The sequence below is a fragment of the Cryobacterium melibiosiphilum genome, assembly GCF_003602235.1.
Lineage (GTDB): Bacteria > Actinomycetota > Actinomycetes > Actinomycetales > Microbacteriaceae > Cryobacterium > Cryobacterium melibiosiphilum.
In genome coordinates this window covers 1-19,646 of sequence record NZ_QZVS01000087.1, presented here as the reverse complement: position 1 = coordinate 19,646, position 19,646 = coordinate 1, and the positions used below count along the sequence as shown (strand labels likewise).

Annotated in this window: 18 protein-coding genes and 1 riboswitch; of the genes, 12 read left to right on the top strand and 6 right to left on the bottom strand. The window is 67.2% G+C overall.

Annotated elements, in window-relative coordinates; translation table 11 throughout:
• Positions 1–67: 67 nt before the first annotated feature.
• From D6T64_RS12920 to D6T64_RS12910, 3 genes are all read right to left on the bottom strand, one after another.
• Positions 68–1,141, bottom strand: a complete 1,074-nt coding sequence (locus D6T64_RS12920) for a BMP family lipoprotein (RefSeq protein WP_158594886.1) — start codon at positions 1,139–1,141, stop codon at positions 68–70.
• 152 nt (positions 1,142–1,293) lie between these two features.
• Positions 1,294–2,319, bottom strand: coding sequence for a nucleoside hydrolase (locus D6T64_RS12915; RefSeq protein ID WP_233551152.1), 1,026 nt, complete (start codon positions 2,317–2,319; stop codon positions 1,294–1,296).
• Positions 2,320–2,344: 25 nt separating this feature from the next.
• Positions 2,345–3,466, bottom strand: coding sequence for a mannose-1-phosphate guanylyltransferase (locus tag D6T64_RS12910; RefSeq protein WP_119975097.1), 1,122 nt, complete (start codon positions 3,464–3,466; stop codon positions 2,345–2,347).
• A gap of 106 nt (positions 3,467–3,572) precedes the next feature.
• On the opposite strand from D6T64_RS12910, the gene D6T64_RS12905 reads away from it, so the two are divergent.
• From D6T64_RS12905 to D6T64_RS12860, 10 genes are all read left to right on the top strand, one after another.
• A complete protein-coding gene (locus tag D6T64_RS12905; RefSeq protein ID WP_119975096.1) occupies positions 3,573–4,742 on the top strand; it encodes a glycosyltransferase family 4 protein in 1,170 nt (389 codons plus the stop codon).
• A gap of 122 nt (positions 4,743–4,864) precedes the next feature.
• Positions 4,865–5,281, top strand: a complete 417-nt coding sequence (gene sdhC, locus D6T64_RS12900) for a succinate dehydrogenase, cytochrome b556 subunit (protein WP_119975095.1) — start codon at positions 4,865–4,867, stop codon at positions 5,279–5,281.
• Positions 5,282–5,294: 13 nt separating this feature from the next.
• A complete protein-coding gene (locus D6T64_RS12895) occupies positions 5,295–5,750 on the top strand; it encodes a succinate dehydrogenase hydrophobic membrane anchor subunit (RefSeq protein ID WP_119975094.1) in 456 nt (151 codons plus the stop codon).
• Between the two features lie 17 nt (positions 5,751–5,767).
• On the top strand, positions 5,768–7,582 hold the full coding sequence (gene sdhA, locus D6T64_RS12890) for a succinate dehydrogenase flavoprotein subunit (RefSeq protein ID WP_119975093.1): 1,815 nt from the start codon (positions 5,768–5,770) through the stop codon (positions 7,580–7,582).
• Complete coding sequence (locus tag D6T64_RS12885) at positions 7,582–8,340, top strand: succinate dehydrogenase iron-sulfur subunit (protein ID WP_119975092.1); 759 nt, start codon at positions 7,582–7,584, stop codon at positions 8,338–8,340. Before sdhA ends, D6T64_RS12885 begins: the two co-directional genes overlap by 1 nt.
• Positions 8,341–8,424: 84 nt before the next feature.
• Positions 8,425–9,606, top strand: a complete 1,182-nt coding sequence (locus tag D6T64_RS12880; protein ID WP_147364554.1) for a YihY/virulence factor BrkB family protein — start codon at positions 8,425–8,427, stop codon at positions 9,604–9,606.
• Positions 9,607–9,616: 10 nt separating this feature from the next.
• Positions 9,617–10,456 (top strand): exodeoxyribonuclease III, encoded by an 840-nt coding sequence (locus tag D6T64_RS12875; RefSeq protein WP_119975090.1) that lies wholly within the window; start codon positions 9,617–9,619, stop codon positions 10,454–10,456.
• A 26-nt stretch (positions 10,457–10,482) separates the two neighbouring features.
• Positions 10,483–11,487, top strand: a complete 1,005-nt coding sequence (gene trpS, locus D6T64_RS12870) for a tryptophan--tRNA ligase (RefSeq protein ID WP_119975089.1) — start codon at positions 10,483–10,485, stop codon at positions 11,485–11,487.
• Between the two features lie 16 nt (positions 11,488–11,503).
• Complete coding sequence (locus D6T64_RS12865) at positions 11,504–12,115, top strand: GNAT family N-acetyltransferase (protein WP_158594885.1); 612 nt, start codon at positions 11,504–11,506, stop codon at positions 12,113–12,115.
• Positions 12,112–12,861, top strand: a complete 750-nt coding sequence (locus tag D6T64_RS12860) for an HAD family hydrolase (protein ID WP_119975087.1) — start codon at positions 12,112–12,114, stop codon at positions 12,859–12,861. Before D6T64_RS12865 ends, D6T64_RS12860 begins: the two co-directional genes overlap by 4 nt.
• A gap of 251 nt (positions 12,862–13,112) precedes the next feature.
• On the opposite strand, the gene glpK is transcribed toward D6T64_RS12860, so the two are convergent.
• The 3 genes from glpK to D6T64_RS12845 all read right to left on the bottom strand — a co-directional run bounded on the left by glpK (position 13,113) and on the right by D6T64_RS12845 (position 17,539).
• Positions 13,113–14,627 (bottom strand): glycerol kinase GlpK, encoded by a 1,515-nt coding sequence (gene glpK, locus D6T64_RS12855; RefSeq protein ID WP_119975086.1) that lies wholly within the window; start codon positions 14,625–14,627, stop codon positions 13,113–13,115.
• Positions 14,628–14,718: 91 nt separating this feature from the next.
• Complete coding sequence (locus tag D6T64_RS12850; protein ID WP_119975085.1) at positions 14,719–15,477, bottom strand: MIP/aquaporin family protein; 759 nt, start codon at positions 15,475–15,477, stop codon at positions 14,719–14,721.
• A 319-nt stretch (positions 15,478–15,796) separates the two neighbouring features.
• Positions 15,797–17,539, bottom strand: coding sequence for a glycerol-3-phosphate dehydrogenase/oxidase (locus tag D6T64_RS12845; RefSeq protein WP_119975084.1), 1,743 nt, complete (start codon positions 17,537–17,539; stop codon positions 15,797–15,799).
• 134 nt (positions 17,540–17,673) lie between these two features.
• On the opposite strand from D6T64_RS12845, the gene D6T64_RS12840 reads away from it, so the two are divergent.
• Positions 17,674–18,654 carry a sugar-binding transcriptional regulator gene (locus D6T64_RS12840; RefSeq protein ID WP_119975083.1) on the top strand — a complete coding sequence of 327 codons (981 nt, stop codon included), beginning with the start codon at positions 17,674–17,676 and terminating at the stop codon, positions 18,652–18,654.
• A 70-nt stretch (positions 18,655–18,724) separates the two neighbouring features.
• Positions 18,725–18,873: riboswitch (FMN riboswitch) on the top strand.
• Between the two features lie 99 nt (positions 18,874–18,972).
• Positions 18,973–19,646: bifunctional diaminohydroxyphosphoribosylaminopyrimidine deaminase/5-amino-6-(5-phosphoribosylamino)uracil reductase RibD (ribD, locus tag D6T64_RS12835; RefSeq protein WP_233551150.1), on the top strand; the 674-nt coding region annotated here is incomplete at its 3' end.

Below are 19,646 nucleotides of genomic sequence, written 5' to 3'. Positions count from 1 at the left end.
GAATAACGCCCCGGCGATTCTGGTGACCGTCGATTCTGGTGAACCGGGTCGTGAGACCTGCGGGTGGTTAGGCCTGCGGGTCGATACTGCCGTCGATGATGCCGGCCTTGATCTCTTCGAGGCGCTCGACGACGATCGGGGACACCGAGCTCTCGAAGTCGTAGAACGGGGACAGGCTCGTTCCGCCGTTTTCGAGGGTACCGAGGTACGGCTCGCCGTCGAACCCGTTGTCGAGAGTGGCCTCGATGACGTCGTAGACCGCATCCGTCATCTTCTTCTCGACCGAGGTCAGCACCTGGTCGGCGTACTCGGGGCTGGTCACGGCGATGTCCTTGTCAACGCCGATGAAGAGGGCGTCCTTGCCGGACTCGTTGATGGCCTCCGAGGTGGCGCTGAACAGGCTGCCGGCGACGGGGAAGAGAATGTCCGCGCCCTTTTCAAGCTGTCCGAGGCTCAGGCTCTTGGCCTTGGCGCTGTCCTCGAAGTTGCCGACGAAGTCACCGGTGTCGGGGCTCGCGGGGTCGTAACCGAGCACGGTCACGGCGGTGCCGGTTTCGGCCTCGTAGGCCTTGGCTCCGTTGTAGAAACCGGCCATGAAGACGGTGACGGCGGGGATGTTCAGTCCGCCGTAGGTGCCGACGACCTTGGTGGTGCTCTGCGCGGCGGCGAGGTAGCCGGCGAGGTAGCTCGACTCGTCCATGGCGTACTCGACGGGCTTCAGGTTGTCGTTGCCTTCGGAGTAGCCGTCGATGGTGACGAAGTTGACGTCGGGGTTCGCGGCCGCGGCGGCGTTGACCGGGGCGATGAGGTTGAAGCCCACGGCAAAGGTGAGGTCGCAACCGGCGCCGATCATGGCGGTGAGGTTGGGCTCGAAGTCTTCGATGGAGTTGGACTCCGCGTCGCTGAGGCTGACGCCGAGGTCGGCCTCGGCCTTGAGCAGGCCGTCGAAGGCCGCTTCGTTGAAGCTCTTGTCGTTCCAGCTGCCCTCATCGGAGACGGCGCAGGCGAGAAAGTCGGTGTCAGTGGCGCCGTCGGACGAGTCCGTGGCTTCGGGGGCGGTGGCACAGCCGGCCAGAACCAGACCGGCAGCACCGAGGGCTGCGATTCCGGCAAACTGACGCTTGCGGATGAGTACGTTCACGTGATTCCTCCAAGTGCGTGCCCCGACGATACCGGGACCAGTTTCAACAGGTTACAGAGTGTTACGTGCGCTGTGTGCGCAATCCGGCTGCTGCTGCCGAGACGTTACAGATCCGAAATGCGATCGCAACGCCGCGGCGCCTGCGACCCGGCCTAGGTGAGGAAGGGCCGGTTGGGAACGCTGTTCTGGCTGATCAGGCCCGTGATATAGCTGAGGAAAGCTCCGCCGTCGACGGCTTCGACCACCCGGGCATTGGGGACCAGCCCGTGCACACCCCACGACATCGCCGAATAGCCGCGGGTGAGGTCAGAGCCGGTCTCGACATCGACGTGATACGCCGACGCCTGCGTGACCAGTTCCGGATGCAGCAGCAGGGCAGCCGTGAGCGAATCCGGGTGCGTTGAGCCGGCAATGCCGACGCTCTCATCGAAGTCCAGGGTCGTTCCGACCACGCGGGTGAAGAAGCTCGAGAGTGGTGTCTCGATCCGCGCGATCTGGGCGAGTTGCTCGCGGGAGAAGACCGCATGGTCGAGGCTGAGCGGCGACCAGGGAATGACCGTCACGTCGAAGCCCGCCTCGAACACGGTCCGCGCCGCCTCCGGGTCGACGTAGAAGTTGTATTCCGCGGCGGCCGTGATGTTGCCGCGCCCGTTGTTGGAGCCGCCCATGATGTAGAGCGACTTCACGTTGGCTACAAAGCGTGGGTCCTTCACGACGGCCATCGCGATGTTGGTGAGGGGGCCGATCGCGACGATCGAGATCTCCCCGGGGGCGGCGGCGACCAGCGCGATGAGCGCGTCGACACCGTGCTCGGGCTGCACGTTCAGCCCGGCAAAATCCATTTCGAGGCCGCCCGCGCCGTCACCGTGCACGTTCTCGGCCGAGACCCATTCCCGCACCATCGGGCGTCGGCACCCGAGGAAGAGCGGAATCTCGCCGAGCCGACCGGCCGCGTTCAGCGTGAGGTGGGCATTCTGCACCTGACGGTTGAACCCGACATTGCCGGCGACCATGGTGATCGCTCGCAGGTCGGCCCGTGGATCGAGAAGCCCGACGAGCAGCGCCACGCAGTCGTCCTGCGCGGTGTCGGTGTCGATGATGAGCGGGATGCGCACCGGGGTCGCAGAGTTCGGTGTCGCAGAGTTCGGGGCCGCAGAAATCAGTGGAGCAGAGGTCATGGGACCAGTCAAGCAGAACCGACCGTCACAGCACGTCGCTCGACCCGGAGAGCTTCAGAGCGTCGACGACGGCCTTGACCTTCTGGGCGTTGGCGCTCGTGGTGACGAGCAGGGCATCCGGGGTGTCGACGACGACGATGTCTTCCACCCCGATGAGCGCGATCATCCGCCCGGTGTGGCTGACCACGATTCCGCTCGACGAATCGGCGAGCACACGGGCGCCCTCACCGAGGATGGCGAGGTTCGCCTTGCGTCCGCCGGAGTGCAGCTTGGCGATGGAAGCGAAGTCCCCCACGTCATCCCAGTCGAACTGGCCGGGAATCACGACGAGCTTGCCGGCCGCGGCGGCGGGCTCGGCGACGGAGTAGTCGATGGCGATGCGCTTCAGGCGCGGCCAGATCTTGTCGACGACCGCGCCGCGCCGCGGGGTGTCCCAGGCCTCGGCGAGTTCGAGCAGTCCGGCGAGCAGTTCGGGTTCGGTCGCACCGATCTCCTCGAGCAGCCGGTCGGCGCGGGCGATGAACATGCCCGCGTTCCACAGGTATCCGCCGCCTTCGACATAGGCCTCGGCGACTTCGGGGCTCGGCTTCTCGACGAAGGAGTCGACCGAGAGGGCGCTCGGCGCGCCGTCGATGTCGAGCGGACCGTCGCTTTTGATGTAGCCGAAGCCGATCGCGGCCTCGGTCGGCTGGATGCCGATGGTCACGATGTAGCCGGCGTCCGCGGCCGCGCAGGCCTCGGTGACCGCGCTCCGGAAGAGCACCGAACCGTTGATGACGTGGTCGGCGGGGAACGACCCGATGATCACATCGGGTTCACGCAGCTGCAGGATGGCGGCGGCGAGCCCGACGGCGGCCGTGGAGTCGCGCGGTTCGCTCTCGAGCACGACGTTCGGGTCGGTCAGTTCGGGCAGCTGTTTTTCGACCGCGGCGCGGTGTGCACGCCCCGTGACGACCATGATGCGCTGCTCGCCCGACAGCGGGGTGAGGCGGTCCCAGGTGTCCCGCAGCAGGGTCTGCCCGGAGCCGGTGAGGTCGTGCAGAAACTTGGGGGCATCCGCTCGAGAGAGCGGCCACAGCCGCGAACCGATGCCGCCGGCGGGGATCACGCTGTAGAAACGGTCGAGGGGTTCGGATGTCTGCTGCATCCGCTCATGCTAGCGGGCACCTGTGACGCGCAGGTGTCACGGGCGAGGCGTTCGATGTTCACCGATCAGACACCGCGCCGCCACCCGTTCTGCCTAGCCTCGAGTCATGCGGGTCGCCGTCATCAGCGAGAGTTTCCTCCCCACGGTCAGTGGGGTCACTACGAGTGTCTGCAAGGTGCTCGACTATCTGGCCCGTGCCGGTCATGACGCGATGGTCATCGCGCCCGCCGGGGCGCCGTCGTCGTATGCGGGATTTGCGGTGCACACCGTTCCCGCGATCGCCTACCGCCAGTTTCCGGTCGGGCTGCCGAGCCTCGCGGTGCAGCGCCTGCTGAGCGATTTTCGCCCCGACGTGCTGCACGCCGCCTCGCCCTTTCTGCTGGGAGCCCAGGGCATCGCCGCCGCCAACCGGCTCGACGTGCCGAGCGTCGCGATCTTTCAGACGGATGTCGCCGGTTACGCCAGCCGCAACCACCTCGGGCAGGCGACCGCCTGGGCCTGGCGCTACGTGAAGTGGGTGCATGACGGAGCCGACCTCAACCTGGTTCCCTCGAGTGCCTCGATGACCGACCTGCAGCGCGTCGGCGTGCGCCGGCTGGCCCGGTGGACGCGCGGCGTGGACCTCGTGGGCTACCACCCGAATCGAAAGAGCGATGCGGCCGTCGCCGCCCTGCGAGCTCGGGTAACCCACGGCGCCGATGACCCCAGTGCGGAGGTCATCGTCGGGTATGTGGGGCGGATCGCCCCCGAGAAGCAGGTGGAACGATTTCGGGCGTTGCGTGGGGTGCCCGGCATCCGCCTGGTGATTGTCGGGGAGGGGCCATCGGAACCGCTCGTGCGCGCGGCGCTGGAGGGCCTGCCGGTGACCTGGCTTGGCCGCCTGTCGGGGGCGGAACTGGCCACCGCGTACGCGAGCTTCGACATTTTCCTGCACGCCGGCACCGAGGAAACCTTTGGCCAGACCATCCAGGAAGCCCACGCGGCGGGCCTGCCCGTGGTGGCGCCGGCATCCGGCGGCCCGATCGACCTCGTTCAGCACGGCGAAAACGGCTACCTCTTTACCCCGGACGATGACCGCGATCTGAGGCGCTGCGTGCTGCGCCTCGTCGAGGATCCCGCCCTGCGTCGGCGGATGGGCGAAGCGGGCCGACGGGGGGTACTCGGCCGGTCCTGGGAGACCGTCTGCGGCACCCTTGTCGACTACTACGAGCAGGTCATCGACGCCCGCGCCGCGGTGCGGATGATGACCGCCATACCACTGTCTCTGCAGCGGTGACGTTAGGGTACCCTCACCTGAAAACCCGAGTGGTCTGCCCCTAGAATAATTGCACGTGCTCATTGCGAGTTCACGGGTCTCGTTTCAACGTCGAGACAACTTACAGCCAGGGAGGGTTGTTCATGCCACAGTCACCGGCAGGAACACTGACATCCCAGCAGAAGACGAGTTCACGTCGCCCCGCGGGCACCCTTTACCGGGGCCGCGAAGGCATGTGGTCATGGGTCCTGCACCGGATTACCGGTGTTGCGATCTTCTTCTTCCTGCTGGTCCACATTCTCGACACGGCATTGGTCCGTGTGAGTCCGGAAGCCTATAACGCGGTGATCGCGCAGTATCAGACCCCACTCATGGGACTCGGTGAAGTCGCGCTCGTCGGCGCCATCGTGTTCCACGCCTTCAACGGCCTGCGGATCATCCTGATCGATTTCTGGAACGCGAAGTACCAGAAGGTCATGTTCTACGTGGTCCTCGGCCTCTGGGTCGTCACCATGCTGGCCTTCGTGCCGCGCCACCTCATCAACGTGTTCAGTCACTAGGAGGCGGCTCACCATGGCAACCACTCTCGAAGCCCCCCGCAGCCCCTACACCCGCAGCACCCGCAAAAACGGTGTCAACTGGGAAAAATGGGGCTGGCTGTACATGCGCGTCTCCGGCGTGCTCCTGGTCGTGCTCATCTTCGGCCACCTCTTCGTCAACCTGATGGTCGGCGAAGGCGTCAGCGCGCTCAACTTCGCCTTCGTCTCCGGAAAACTCGCCGACCCGTTCTGGCAGGTCTGGGACGTCGCCATGCTCTGGCTCGCCCTGATCCACGGCGGCAACGGCATGCGCACCCTGGTCAACGACTACGCGACGGCCCCCCTCACCCGGGGCATCCTCAAGTCGGCCATTCTCGCGGCCGTCGTCGTTCTGATCGTGCTCGGCACCCTCGTGGTCTTCACGTTCGACCCGTGCCCCGCCGGCGCTAACCTCGCCGACCTCAACCCCCAGTTCTGCTCGGCCCTCTAGGAGCTGCACACACCCTTATGACGACACCTGCACCCGCACCTGCCCCCGTTTCCACCGTCGTCGACGGTGTCCACTACCACCAGTACGACATCGTGATCATTGGAGCGGGTGGTGCCGGCATGCGCGCGGCCATCGAAGCCGGCCCCAACGCGAGCACCGCCGTGATCAGCAAGCTCTACCCGACCCGCTCGCACACCGGTGCGGCGCAGGGCGGCATGGCGGCGGCCCTGGCCAACGTCGAAGAAGACAACTGGGAATGGCACACCTTCGACACCATCAAGGGCGGCGACTACCTCGTCGACCAGGATGCGGCCGAGATTCTCGCTAAGGAAGCCATCGACGCGGTCATCGACCTCGAAAACATGGGCCTGCCTTTCAACCGCACCCCCGAGGGCAAGATCGACCAGCGTCGTTTCGGCGGCCACACCCGCGACCACGGCAAGAGCCCGGTGCGCCGTGCGTGCTACGCCGCGGACCGCACCGGCCACATGATCCTCCAGACGCTGTACCAGAACTGCGTCAAGCGCGGCATCAACTTCTTCAACGAGTACTACGTGCTCGACCTCGTCATGACCCAGGTCGACGGCGTCGACCAGCCGAGCGCCGTCGTCGCGCTCGACCTGTCCAGCGGCGAGCTGCACGTCTTCCAGGGCAAGGCCTTCATCTTCGCCACCGGCGGTTTCGGCAAGATCTACAAGACCACCTCGAACGCCCACACCCTCACCGGTGACGGCGTCGGCATCGTCTGGCGCAAGGGCCTGCCGCTCGAGGACATGGAGTTCTTCCAGTTCCACCCGACCGGCCTCGCCGGCCTCGGCATCCTGCTGACCGAGGGCGCCCGCGGTGAGGGCGCGATCCTGCGCAACGCCAGCGGTGAGCGCTTCATGGAGCGCTATGCCCCGACCATCAAGGACCTCGCCCCGCGTGACATCGTCTCGCGCTGCATGCTCAAGGAGGTCGCGGAGGGTCGCGGCGCCGGCCCCGAGAAGGACTACCTCTACCTCGACTGCACCCACCTCGGTGCCGAGGTGCTCGAGACCAAGCTCCCCGACATCACCGAGTTCGCCCGCACCTACCTCGGCGTCGACCCGGTCACCGAGCCCGTTCCGGTCATGCCGACCGCGCACTACGCGATGGGCGGCATCCCGACCAACGTGAAGGGTGAAGTCTGGCGCAACAACGAGATCGTCGTTCCGGGGCTGTACGCCGCCGGTGAGTGCGCCTGCGTGTCCGTGCACGGCTCCAACCGTCTCGGCACCAATTCGCTGCTCGACATCAACGTCTTCGGCAAACGCGCCGGCAACAACGCCGTCGAGTACGTCAAGACGGCGTCGTTCGTGCCGCTGCCGGCTGACCCGGCCAAGGACGTCCGCGAGATGCTCGAGGGCATCCGCTCGTCGACCGGAACCGAACGCATCGCCGTACTGCGCAAGATCCTGCAGGAGGAGATGGACAAGAACGCCCAGGTCTTCCGCACCGACGAGTCCCTCGCCGGCGTCACCGAGACCATCCACCTGCTGCGCCAGCGCTACAAGAACATCGGCGTGCAGGACAAGGGACGTCGTTTCAACACCGACCTGCTCGAAGCCGTCGAACTCGGCTTCCTGCTCGACCTCGCCGAGGTCGTCGTGTACTCCGCGCGCAACCGCAAGGAAAGCCGCGGCGGACACCAGCGTGAGGACTACCTCGTGCGTGACGACGAGAACTACCTCAAGCACACCATGGCGTACCTCACCGGTGACCCGATGTCAGCGGATGCCGCCGATCACATTGCCCTGGACTGGAAACCGGTCGTCATCACCCGTTACCAGCCGATGGAGAGGAAGTACTAGTGAGCACCCCCACACTCGAGAAGCCGGTCGTTCCCGAAACGATCGAATCCTTCACGGTCACGTTCAACATCCGTCGTTTCAACCCGGAACTGGACGAAGAGCCGCACTGGCAGGACTTCGACGTGCAGATGTACCCGACCGACCGGGTGCTCGACGCGCTGCACAAGATCAAGTGGGAGCAGGACGGGTCCTTGAGCTTCCGTCGCTCCTGCGCGCACGGCATCTGCGGTTCGGATGCCATGCGCATCAACGGCCGCAACCGCCTCGCCTGCAAGACCCTGATCAAGGACCTCGACATCACCAAGCCGGTGTACGTCGAGGCGATCAAGGGCCTGCCGCTCGAGAAGGACCTGATCGTCGACATGGAGCCGTTCTTCGACTCATTCAAGGAGATCCAGCCCTTCCTGATGAGCAATGTTGCCGCCACCCCCGGCAAGGAGCGCGTGCAGACGGTCGCCCAGCGCGAACGTTTCGACGACACCACCAAGTGCATCCTCTGCGCCGCGTGCACGTCGAGCTGCCCGGTGTTCTGGACCGACGGCCAGTACTTCGGCCCGGCCGCCATCGTCAACGCGCACCGCTTCATCTTCGACTCGCGCGACGACAACGCCGCCGTGCGCCTCGACATCCTCAACGACCAGGAGGGCGTGTGGCGCTGCCGCACGACCTTCAACTGCACCGAGGCGTGCCCGCGTGGCATCCAGGTCACGCAGGCGATCAGCGAGGTCAAGCAGGCCATCATGCGCGGTCGCGCCTGATCTGTTTTCGTTCATGATGGCGGCGCCGCTCCTTCGGGAGTGGCGCCGCCGCTTTTTAAGCAGGCTGCTGGGTAGGCTGATCGGGTGAAAGAGCTTATTGCCCGTGTCACCGCCCGCGTGACCGCCCTCAAACCCGTGCGGGTGTTCACCCATTTCACCGACAAGGGCGGCTCGATCCTCTCCGGCGGCATGTCCTACCAGGCGATCTTCGCGGTGTTCGCGGCCGTCTGGGTCGGCTTCTCGATCGCCGGACTGTTCCTGACCAACAACCCTGACCTGCTCGACGCCCTGTTCGCCATCATCAACCAGTCGATCCCCGGCCTGATCGGCACCGACGGGGTCATCGACCCGAAGTCCCTCGCCGCGGCCGGCGTGCTGTCCTGGACCGGCGCGATCGCCCTCGTCGGGCTGCTCGCGACCGCGCTCGGCTGGCTGTCGACGACGACCCTCGCCGTGCGCACCATCTTCGAGATGCCCCGGCAGACCACCTTCTTCCTGCTCGTGAAGGTGCGGGAGCTCGGCCTCGGGCTGTTGTTCGGTCTCGCGCTGATCGCGTCCGCTCTGGTGTCGCTCGCGAGCACCGCCGCCCTCGGCGCGATCTTCAGCCTGTTCCAGCTGCCGCAGGACTCGTTCTGGTACGACGCCTCAGCCCGGGTGATCGGCCTCTCCGTGGTGCTGCTGATCGACACCGTCACCCTCGCCGCGCTGTTCCGGGTGCTGTCCCGGGTGCGGATCCCGTTCCGCCGGCTCGTGGCGGGCGCCCTGATCGGCGGCGCCGGTCTCGGCGTCATGAAGATCCTCGGCGGGGCACTGCTCGGCGGCGCCACCAACAACCCGCTGCTCGCGACCTTCGCCGTGATCATCGGCTTGTTGATCTGGTTCAACCTGGTCAGCACCGTCACCCTGCTCGCCGCGTCGTGGATCGCCGTGGGCATGAACGACGCCGGCATTCCTCCGCAAACCCTCAGCGACGACGAGATCGCCGAGGCGACCGAGAAACGTGAGATGGATGCCCTGCGCCTCGCCTCCCGCCTCGAACTCGAGGAGGCCCGCCAGCAGAAGCTCGACGCGCCCTGGTACGGCACGTGGGCTGCCGGGCGGCGGGTGCAGGCGGCCGAGGCCCGCGTTGAAAAATATGCCGGGGCATCCGTCGCCGCCGACCCGGGTGCGTCGCAGGCCGAGACCACGACGAGCGCCTTCGGTGCCGAGGTCGACCCGGATGGGGTCGCCGACGACCGGTCCCGGCGTTCCCGGGGCGCTAACTAGACTTGAGGGCATGACTTCTGCCCCACCGCTTCGTATCGCCAGTGTCAACACCAACGGAGTGCGTGCCGCGTACCGCAAGGGCATGGGCGACTGGCTCGCCGCCCGCGACGTGGACATCCTCGCGATCCAGGAGGTGCGGGCCTCGATCGACGACCTCGAAGGCCTGCTCGGCCCGGACTGGAACATTCTGCACGACGGCGCCACCGCGAAGGGGCGCGCCGGGGTCGCTCTGGTCAGCCGCAAGGGCGCTGCGATCCACCGCGTCGCCCTCGGTGCCGAGGAGTTCGACAGCGCGGGCCGCTGGCTCGAGGCCGACTACGAGGTCAACGGGCAGATCGTGACCGTCGTCAGCACCTACGTGCACTCCGGCGAGACTGACACCCCCAAGCAGATCGAGAAGTATAAATTCCTCGACGCGATGCTCGAGCGGATGCCGGAACTGGCCGCCCACAGCACCCATGCGGTCGTTCTCGGCGACCTCAACGTCGGCCACCGCGAGCTCGACATCAAGAACTGGCGTGGCAACAAGAAACACGCCGGCTTTCTCCCCGAAGAGCGCGAGTACTTCGATCGGATCCTCGGGGCCCCCGCCGACCCCGCGTACAACGCCGGCGCCGGCCTCGGCTGGGTCGACGTGGGCCGCAAGTGGGCCGGCGAGGTGGAGGGGCCGTACACCTGGTGGTCGCAGCGCGGCAAGGCCTTCGACACCGACACCGGGTGGCGGCTCGACTACCACCTCGCGACGCCGGCGCTGGCGGCATCCGTCGTCAACTACGCGGTCGACCGCGCCGCGGCCTACGACCAGCGCTGGAGCGACCACTCCCCCGTCGTCGTCGACTACCAGCTCTAGAACTCAAACTTTCAGGAAAGTACCCCATGACGAAACCCCGCCTGTATTCGGGCATGCAGCCCTCCGCCGACTCCCTGCAGATCGGCAACTACATCGGCGCGCTGCTGAACTGGAAAGAGCTGCAGCAGAGCCACGACGCGTTCTTCTCGATCGTCGACCTGCACGCCATCACGGTCGCGCAGGACCCGGCGAAGCTGCGCGAGAACACCCGCCGCACCGCCGCGCAGTACATCGCCGCGGGCATCGACCCTTCGGCGTCGACGCTGTACGTGCAGTCCCATGTCGCCGCGCACGCGCAGCTGGCCTGGATTCTGAACACCATCACCGGGTTCGGTGAGGCCAGCCGCATGACGCAGTTCAAGGACAAGTCCCTCAAGCAGGGCGCCGACGCCACGACGGTGGGTCTGTTCGCCTACCCGACGCTGATGGCGGCCGACATTTTGCTGTACCAGACGGAGCTCGTGCCGGTCGGCGAGGACCAGCGCCAGCACGTCGAGCTCACCCGCGACCTGGCTGCCCGGTTCAATTCTCGGTTCGGCGACACGTTCACGGTGCCCGAGGTGGCCATCGTGAAGGAGACCGCGAAGATCTACGACCTGCAGAACCCGACGTCGAAGATGTCGAAGTCGGCCGAGTCGCACGCCGGGGTCATCTGGTTGCTCGACGAGCCGAACGTCACCAAGAAGAAGATCATGCGCGCCGTGACGGATGCCGACGGCGGCGTGGTCTTCGACCGCGAGAACAAGCCCGGCGTCGCGAACCTGCTCACCATCTACTCCGTGCTGGCCTCCCGCTCGGTGCAGTCCCTCGAGGACGAGTACGCCGGCCGCGGCTACGGGGACCTCAAGAAGGGCCTCGTCGAGGTGGTCGCGGGCACCTTCGACCCAATTCGCCTTCGGGTGCAGGAACTGCTCGATGACCCGTCCGAGCTCGACCGGTTGCTGGCCGTGAACGCAGAGAAGGCGGCATCCGTCGCCGATGAGACGCTCGCCGTGGCCTACGACCGCGTTGGCCTGCTTCCCGGACGGTAAGCGGATGCTGCCGGTCGTGCTGGAGTCTGATCTGGTGCGCCTCGACGCGCCCGTGGCGGCGGATGCCGCGCGGGTGTTCGAGTACTGCCAGGACCCGTCGTTCGAGCGGTACCTGACGGTGCCGTGGCCGTATCAGTTCGAGCATGCGGAAGGGTTTCTCGCGGAGTACGTGCCGGGCGGCTGGGCCAGCGACACGGAGTACACGTGGGCCCTGCGCGCGCCGGGTTGGAAGTCCGCCGAGTTGCTCGGCGTCATCGGGTTGCGGTTGCTCGGGCCGAGTGTTGACGAACAGGCCGGAGTGCTGCAGCTGGGTTCGGTCGGGTTCTGGCTCGGCGCACCGTTTCGGGGGCAGGGACTGATCGGTGAGGCGCAGCGCTTGGTCTTCGACTGGGCGTTCGGCACGGGTCTCGTCGATGCGGTCCACTGGGAGTGCATCCGCGGCAACACCGCGTCGGCACGTGCCGCCTGGAAGGCCGGGTTCAGCTACGCCGGGGTGGCGCCGTCGGTGGCGGCATACCGCGACGGCACGCATCCGCTGTCGTGGCAGGGCCAGCTGCGCGCCGGCGACGACCGCGGCCGTCGGCCTGGCTGGCCGGCCGAGGCGCTCACCGAGGCGCTCAGCGCGTGAGTGCCGTGCAGGTGGTTCTGTTCGACCTCGATGACACCCTGTTCGCGCACCGCGCCGCGGTCAGCGACGGCATCCTGATGCACCTCGATGCGGTTGACGGCGCCTATGAGGCCCTGAGCCGGCCCGACTCTGCGGCCCTCTGGGATGCGCTCGAGGAGGAGCACTACCATTCCTACCTCGCCGGCCGGCTCGACTTTCACGGCCAGCGGCGGGCCCGCGCCCGGGATTTCGCGACCGCCCACGGCGTGGCCCTTGACGACGCCGCCGCGACGACCTGGTTCGACGACTACTTTCTGCAGTATCGGGCGAGCTGGCGGCTGCACACGGATGCGCTGCCCTGTCTGGACGAGCTGGCGCGGCGGCTGCCCGGGGTGCGCTTCGGGCTGATCACCAACGGCGATCCGGTGTTCCAGGGCGACAAGATTCGGCGCGTGGGCCTCGAGGGCCGCTTCGAGCACGTGATCGCGTCCGGATCGCTCGGCTTCACCAAGCCCGACGCGCGCATCTTCGCGCACGCCTGTGCCCTCTCCGGTGTGGCAGCGGATGCCGCGGTGTACGTGGGCGACCGCCTGCGCACGGACGCGATTGGCGCGGCCGCCGCGGGACTGACCGGGATCTGGCTCGACCGGGAGGGGGCATCCGCTGCCGCTGCCGCAGCCGTGCCCGAGGCCGACCGCGCTGAGGCCGCCCGTCTGGGAGTTCTGCGCATTCAGACCCTCGCGGAGCTGCCGCCCCTGCTCGCCTGAATTCGGGCGCCCGCAGCGAACGGAGGAGGGATTGCGCCGCTGTCGGCCGGGGGAGGACGGATTAACATTTCTCCGGGGTCCGCTCCTCCCGTGGCCCCAGCGCGCCACAGGCAGCGGATGCCCCCGCACCGGGGCGAGTTGCGGCATCCGCGGCTGCAGGCCACGAAAAAACGCGAGTGAGCAGTTTCTGCACTTCCCGAGCTCGGGAAGTGCAGAAACTGCTCACTCGCGGGGGAACGAGAGCGGGTGGGTTAGCGCACGTCTTCGTCGACCCAGTCGAGGGTCTTCGTGACGGCCTTCTTCCAGTTGCGCAGCAGGCGCGCGGCCTCCTCCGGGTCCATCGTCGGCTCCCAGCGGGCGTCCTCCTGCCAGTTGGCACGTAGGTCGTCGAGGCCGCTCCAGAAGCCGACCGCGAGGCCGGCCGCGTAGGCCGCGCCGAGCGCGGTCGTCTCGGCGACGACCGGGCGCACCACGGGCACGCCGATGATGTCGGCCTGGAACTGCATGAGCAGGTCGTTTGCGGTCGCTCCGCCATCGACCTTGAGTTCGGTCAGCGGAACCCCGGAATCGGCGTTGACCGCGTCGAGCACCTCGCGGGTCTGGTACGCGATCGCCTCGAGCGCGGCGCGGGCGATGTGGCCCTTGTTCACGTAGCGGGTCAGGCCGACGAGCGCGCCGCGGGCGTCGGAGCGCCAGTACGGCGCGTACAGGCCCGAGAACGCGGGCACGAAGTACGCGCCGCCGTTGTCGTCCACGGTCTTGGCGAGGGTTTCAATCTCGGAAGCGCTCGTGATCATGCCCAGCTGGTCGCGCATCCACTGCACGAGTGAGCCGGTGACGGCGATCGATCCCTCGAGGGCGTAGTGGGTGGGCTCGTCGCCGAGCTTGTAGCCGACGGTGGTGAGCAGGCCGTTCTTCGACTCGACGATGTCGGTGCCGGTGTTGAAGATCAGGAAGTTTCCGGTGCCGTAGGTGTTCTTCGCCTCGCCCTGGTCGAAGGCGGCCTGGCCGAAGGTCGCGGCCTGCTGGTCGCCGAGGATGCCGGCGACGGGGGTTTCCCGCAGCAGGCTGTGGGTGCTGATGATGCCGTAGACCTCGGAGGAGGACTTGATCTCGGGCAGCATCGAACGCGGCACGTCGAACGCGGCGAGGATCTCGTCGTCCCACTGCAGGGTCTTGAGGTCCATGAACAGGGTGCGGCTGGCGTTGGTGACGTCGGTCGCGTGCACGCCGCCGTCGATACCGCCGGTCAGGTTCCAGAGCACCCAGCTGTCGGTGGTGCCGAAGAGCAGGTCGCCGGCCTCCGCTTTCTCGCGGGCGCCCTCGACGTTCTCGAGGATCCAGACGATCTTGGTGCCGGAAAAGTAGGTCGCGAGCGGCAGGCCGACGGTCTTCTTGAAGCGCTCAATGCCGCCGTCGGCAGCGAGGCGGTCGACGATGTCCTGGGTACGGGTGTCCTGCCAGACGATGGCGTTGTAGACCGGGATGCCGGTGTTCTTGTCCCACACGACGGCGGTTTCACGCTGGTTGGTGATGCCGACGGCTTCGATCTCGTGCCGGGTGATGTCGGCCTTTGCTAGCGCCTGGCCGATGGCCTCACGGGTGTTGTTCCAGATTTCGCGGGGGTCGTGCTCGACCCAGCCTGCGCGCGGCAGGATCTGCTCGTGCTCGAGCTGACCGGTTGAGATGATCGACCCGGCCTTGTCGAAGATGATCGCCCGGGTGCTGGTCGTGCCCTGGTCGATCGCGAGAACGTACTTAGCCATTGAGAACTCCTTTGTTGCGATGGTGTGTTGCGGTGGAGACGAGCGGGACGTGCGGGAACTGATGTCTGGGCGACAGGATACGTCGGCAGGCTTAGCCCAGGATGGGCATCAGCACGGGAGCGGCGAATCCGGCGATGGCGCCACCGATCATCGGGCCGGCGACGGGCACCCAGGAGTAGCTCCAGTCGGAGCTGCCCTTGCCCTTGATCGGCAGGAAGAAGTGCGCGATGCGCGGGCCGAGGTCACGGGCCGGGTTGATCGCGTAGCCGGTCGGGCCACCGAGCGAGGTGCCGATCACGATGACGAGCAGGGCGACGGGCAGTGCGCCGAGCGCCGCGAGTCCGCCGGCTTCTCCGGCGCGGCCGAAGCCGATGATGACGAAGACGAGCACGAAGGTGCCGATGATCTCGGTGACGAGGTTCCAGCCGTAGCTGCGAATGGCAGGTCCGGTCGAGAAGACGCCGAGCTTGTTGGCGGCTTCGGGTTCCTGGTCGAAGTGCTGCTTGTAGGCGAGCCAGACAGCGGTTGCTCCGATGATCGCTCCGAGCATCTGTGCGGCGATGTAGGCGAGGGTCGACAGGGCGTTGACCGGAACGCCGGAGCCGAATTCGGTCGCGCCGCTCGTGATGAGCCCGAGGGTCACGGCCGGGTTGAGGTGGGCGCCCGAGTTGGAGGAGACGATGACGCCGGCGTAGACGGCAAGGCCCCAGCCGAAGGTGACCATGAGAAAGCCACCGCCCGAGCCCTTCGTCTTGGCGAGGGCGACGTTGGCGACGACGCCACAGCCGAGTAGGACGAGTACGGCCGTTCCCACGACCTCCGCCAGAAATACTGCACCGAGATTGTCCACATTGACCTTTCAGAGGGGAGTGCAAAAAAACACGGCTTCACGAAACTGTGAAACCGCTTGGTGTTAAAACCGTAGCCGCGCGAAATGGCCGATGGGGGCGAAATGGCTGCACGTTCGTGCAGATCGTGTTGCGACAGGAGCGCCGGGTCGGGTCTGGAGTTCGGCCCACCGGGTTTCGATACGCGCGCGCACTTCGGCCGGCTCAGTAACCGGCGTGCCCGCTACTCAACCAGCGGATGGGAAACCTCCGCTGGTTGAGCCTGCGCGCGCAGCGCGCTGGTCGAAACCCGGCGAGCCGACCTCGAGACGCCGACGCGGGCTACGCGGAGACCGGGGCCGAGACCGGGCTGAGCGTGATGCCGTGCACGTCGGTGAGAATGCCGCGGGCGTTGTCGACCTCGGAGGCACGGCGGGCCGCGTCCCAGCCGAGGACCGGCGCGACCACGTCGGCGAGTTCCTCGATGACCGCGGTGGTTGCCCCGCCCACGAAGGCGATCGAGGTGCGGCGCAGCAGCACGTCGATCAGGCGCACGACCGACTCGGTCGCCGCCAGGTACTCGATCTCGCGGCGGCTGTAGCTCGGCGCGTGCACGAGCGGGGCATCCGCCGGTTCGGCCGAAGGCTCGGTCATGAAGTCGATCACGAGCTCGGCGCGGGTGCCGTAGCGGGCCAGCAGTTCACTCGCGCGCTCGCGACCGATCTCGTCGCCGTGGGCGGTGACCCACACGAGGTGGGCGGCATCCGTCGCCGGGAAGCCCTTGCCGCCGCCGATGGCGAGGCCCTCAGTCGAGACCGTGCGCTCGGCGCCGACGAGCTCGAGGATCTGCGAGCTGAGGTTCTCGGCCAGCGCGCGGAAGGTGGTCCACTTGCCGCCGACGAGGCTGAGCAGGGTGCCGGTGCGGTGGGCGAGCGGTGCCTGCTCGATGCGGTAGTCGCGGCTGACGAAGCCGGGGGCCTCGTCGTCGTGGCGGGGCAGCGGGCGCACGCCCGAGAAGCGGTAGACGATCTGCGAGCGGTCGACGGCGATGGTCGGGAAGACCGTCTTCACGAGGTCGAAGAAGTAGTCGATCTCGGGCTCAGTCACCCGGATCGGGTCGTTCATGTCGTGCTCGAGGTCGGTCGTGCCGACCAGGACCCGGCCCTTGAGCGGGTAGATCAGCACGATGCGGCCGTCTTCGTGCTCGAAGAAGATCTCACGGCCGCCGGTCGCGGCGAGCAGTTCCGGGTTGTCGAGCACCACGTGCGAGCCCTTGGTGCCGCCCATGAACGTGCTGCCCTGGCCGAGGGCTTCGTTGGTGAGGTCGGTCCAGGGGCCGGAGGTGTTGACGACCACGTCGGCGGCGAAGCTGAACTCGGCGCCGGTGACGGTGTCGCGCAGGCGCACGCCGTTCTCGTCCATGCCGATGGCTTCCACGTAGTTGGCCGCACGGGCGTGGGTGCCGGCGTCGAGGCCGTCGCGCAGCACGTCGAGGGCGAGGCGCTCCGGGTCGTGCATCGCGGCGTCGTAATAGGTCGCCGTGTACTTGAGCGTGGGGTTCAACTGCGGCAGGGCGGCGAGCGCCCGCTTGCGGCCCGTGAACTCGTGCCGGGGAACGGTGCCGCCGTCACGCGAGAAGGAGTCGTAGATCATCATGCCGAGCTTGATCAGCATGGCGCCGCGTTCGACGTGCGTCTTGCCCTGCTTGTGGGTGACGAACCGCAGCGGCGCGGCCATCACTCCGGAGAAGGTGGAGAAGATCGGAATCGTGGTCTGCAGCGGCTTGACGTAGTGCGGCGCGATCTTCAGCAGCCCGTTGCGCTCGGTGACCGACTCCTTGACCAAGCGGAACTCGCCGTTTTCGAGGTAGCGCACGCCGCCGTGGATCATGTGGCTCGAGGCAGCGGATGCCCCCGAGACGAAGTCCCCGCGGTCCACGATCGCTACGGATACGCCCTGCAGCGCGAGGTCGCGGAAGGTGGCGATGCCGTTGATGCCGGCGCCGATGATGAGCACGGTCGCGTTCGGACGGTTCTGGATATTTTCGGCTGCGGCGGGGGTCGGGGTCGGGTTGTTGAGCTGCACTGGTCACGCACCTTGTCTGGTCACGAAAAACGAAAGGGCCGCTCGGTTTGCACCGCGGCATCCGTTGTGAATAGATTCATCCTTACAGGCCCACACAAAATTTCACTGTCAATGAACATACGTGCAGGAGCACCATGAGCCATGCTGACGACGCATCCCCGAGCGACCGCACCCGCGACGCCCTGACCGCCGCGCACCTCTATTACATGCAGGACCTGACGATGGATGCCATCGCCCACGAACTGCACACCTCCCGCTCTTCGGTGTCTCGCCTGCTCAGCCACGCCCGGGCGAGCGGTCTCGTCGACATCCAGATCCGCTCTCCGCTCGACGCTCCGAGCCGCCTCGAGAAGGAGATTCTCGATCGATTCCACGTCACCGCGCACGTCGTGCCGGTGCCCGACAATGCGAGCGACGTCGACCGATTGGAGCGCGTGGCGCTCTCGGTTGCACGAATTCTCGGGCAGTACTTCGACTCCAACATGACCCTCGGCGTGGCCTGGGGCTCGACGATGAACGCGATCAGCCGGCACGTGACTCTCAAGGCCACCCACAATTCGCAGATCGTGCAGCTCAACGGCGCCGGCAACATGCGCACCACCGGCCTCGCCTACGCGAGCGAGATCCTGGGCCGGTTCGGCACCGCCTTCGGCGCCCACGTGCAGCAGTTCCCGGTGCCGGCGTTCTTCGACGACCCGGCCACCAAGCAGGCCCTCTGGCGCGAGCGCAGTGTCAGCCGCCTGCTCGAAATCCAGGGCCGCATGAACGTGGCCCTGTTCGGCCTCGGATCCCCCTTCAGCGAGGTCACCAGCCACGTCTATGCCGGCGGCTACCTCGACGAGGCCGACTACGCCTCACTCAGCGACGCCGGCGTAGTGGGCGACGTGGCGACGGTGTTCTTTCGGGCCGACGGCTCAACCGACGGCATCGCCCTGAATGAACGCAGTTCCGGTCCCGAATTCGCGGTACTGCGCCGCACCCCGCGCCGCATCTGCGTGGTCTCAGGCAGTTCCAAACTGCCGAGCCTGCATGGCGCGCTGCGGGCCGACCTGATCACGGACCTGTTCCTCGACGAGGGCACCGCCCGGGCGTTGCTGGAGTCGCCGCTTTCCTGACGGTCATCTGAACGGATGTGCACGGGAATTACTCGGGACACAGGTTGTTGCGTTATAACAGAGAGTAAGAAACGTGCTCCGGGGTCGGTGTAAATCCGAACCGGCGGTGAAAGTCCGCGACCCGCGCTGTGTGAGAATCCTGAAGAGGGCACTCACCGGCCGGTTGAGCTGGTGAAATTCCAGCACCGACGGTTAAAGTCCGGATGAGAGGCGCACGAGTCGATTGGCCCAAATGGGCCGTTCGGCGGGTTCGGCACGCACGAACCCAAAAAATCCCCCGGAGTTCGTCAACCGACGAACCGAGACGGGATGAAGCAGATGGCCCCAGTTGCCGCCGCCGCGCCGCAGGCCCTGCCCGACGCCCCGCTCGAAGCCGCCATGCGCCGAGCCTTCGCGCTGGCCGCCAACGGCCCCGCCACCGGCGTCAACCCGCGCGTCGGCTGTGTTCTGCTGCGCGCGGACGGCACGCTGCTCGCCGAGGGCTGGCACCGCGGCGCCGGCACCCCACACGCCGAGGTCGACGCGCTCCGTAACCTCGTCGCGCAGCACGGCCCCGACGCTGCCCGCGGCGCCACCGCCGTCGTCACCCTCGAACCCTGCAACCACACCGGTCGCACCGGCCCGTGCGCCCAGGCACTGATCGACGCCGGCGTCGCCCGCGTCGTCTACGCGGTCGCCGATCCCGGCCGGCACTCCTCCGGAGGCGCCAAGACCCTGCGGGCCGCCGACATCGACGTGCGAGGCGGCCTGCTCGAGGCAGACGGCACCGCCTTTCTTGGCGACTGGCTGGTCGCCGCCCGCCTCGGTCGCCCCTTCGTGACCGTGAAATGGGCGGCGAGCCTCGACGGCCGCGCGGCCGCGAGCGACGGCACCAGCCAGTGGATCACCGGCACGCCCGCCCGCCTCGACGTGCACCGCCGCCGCGCCGCCGCCGACGCGATCCTGGTCGGCACCGGCACCGTGCTCGCCGACGACCCCGCACTCACCGCCCG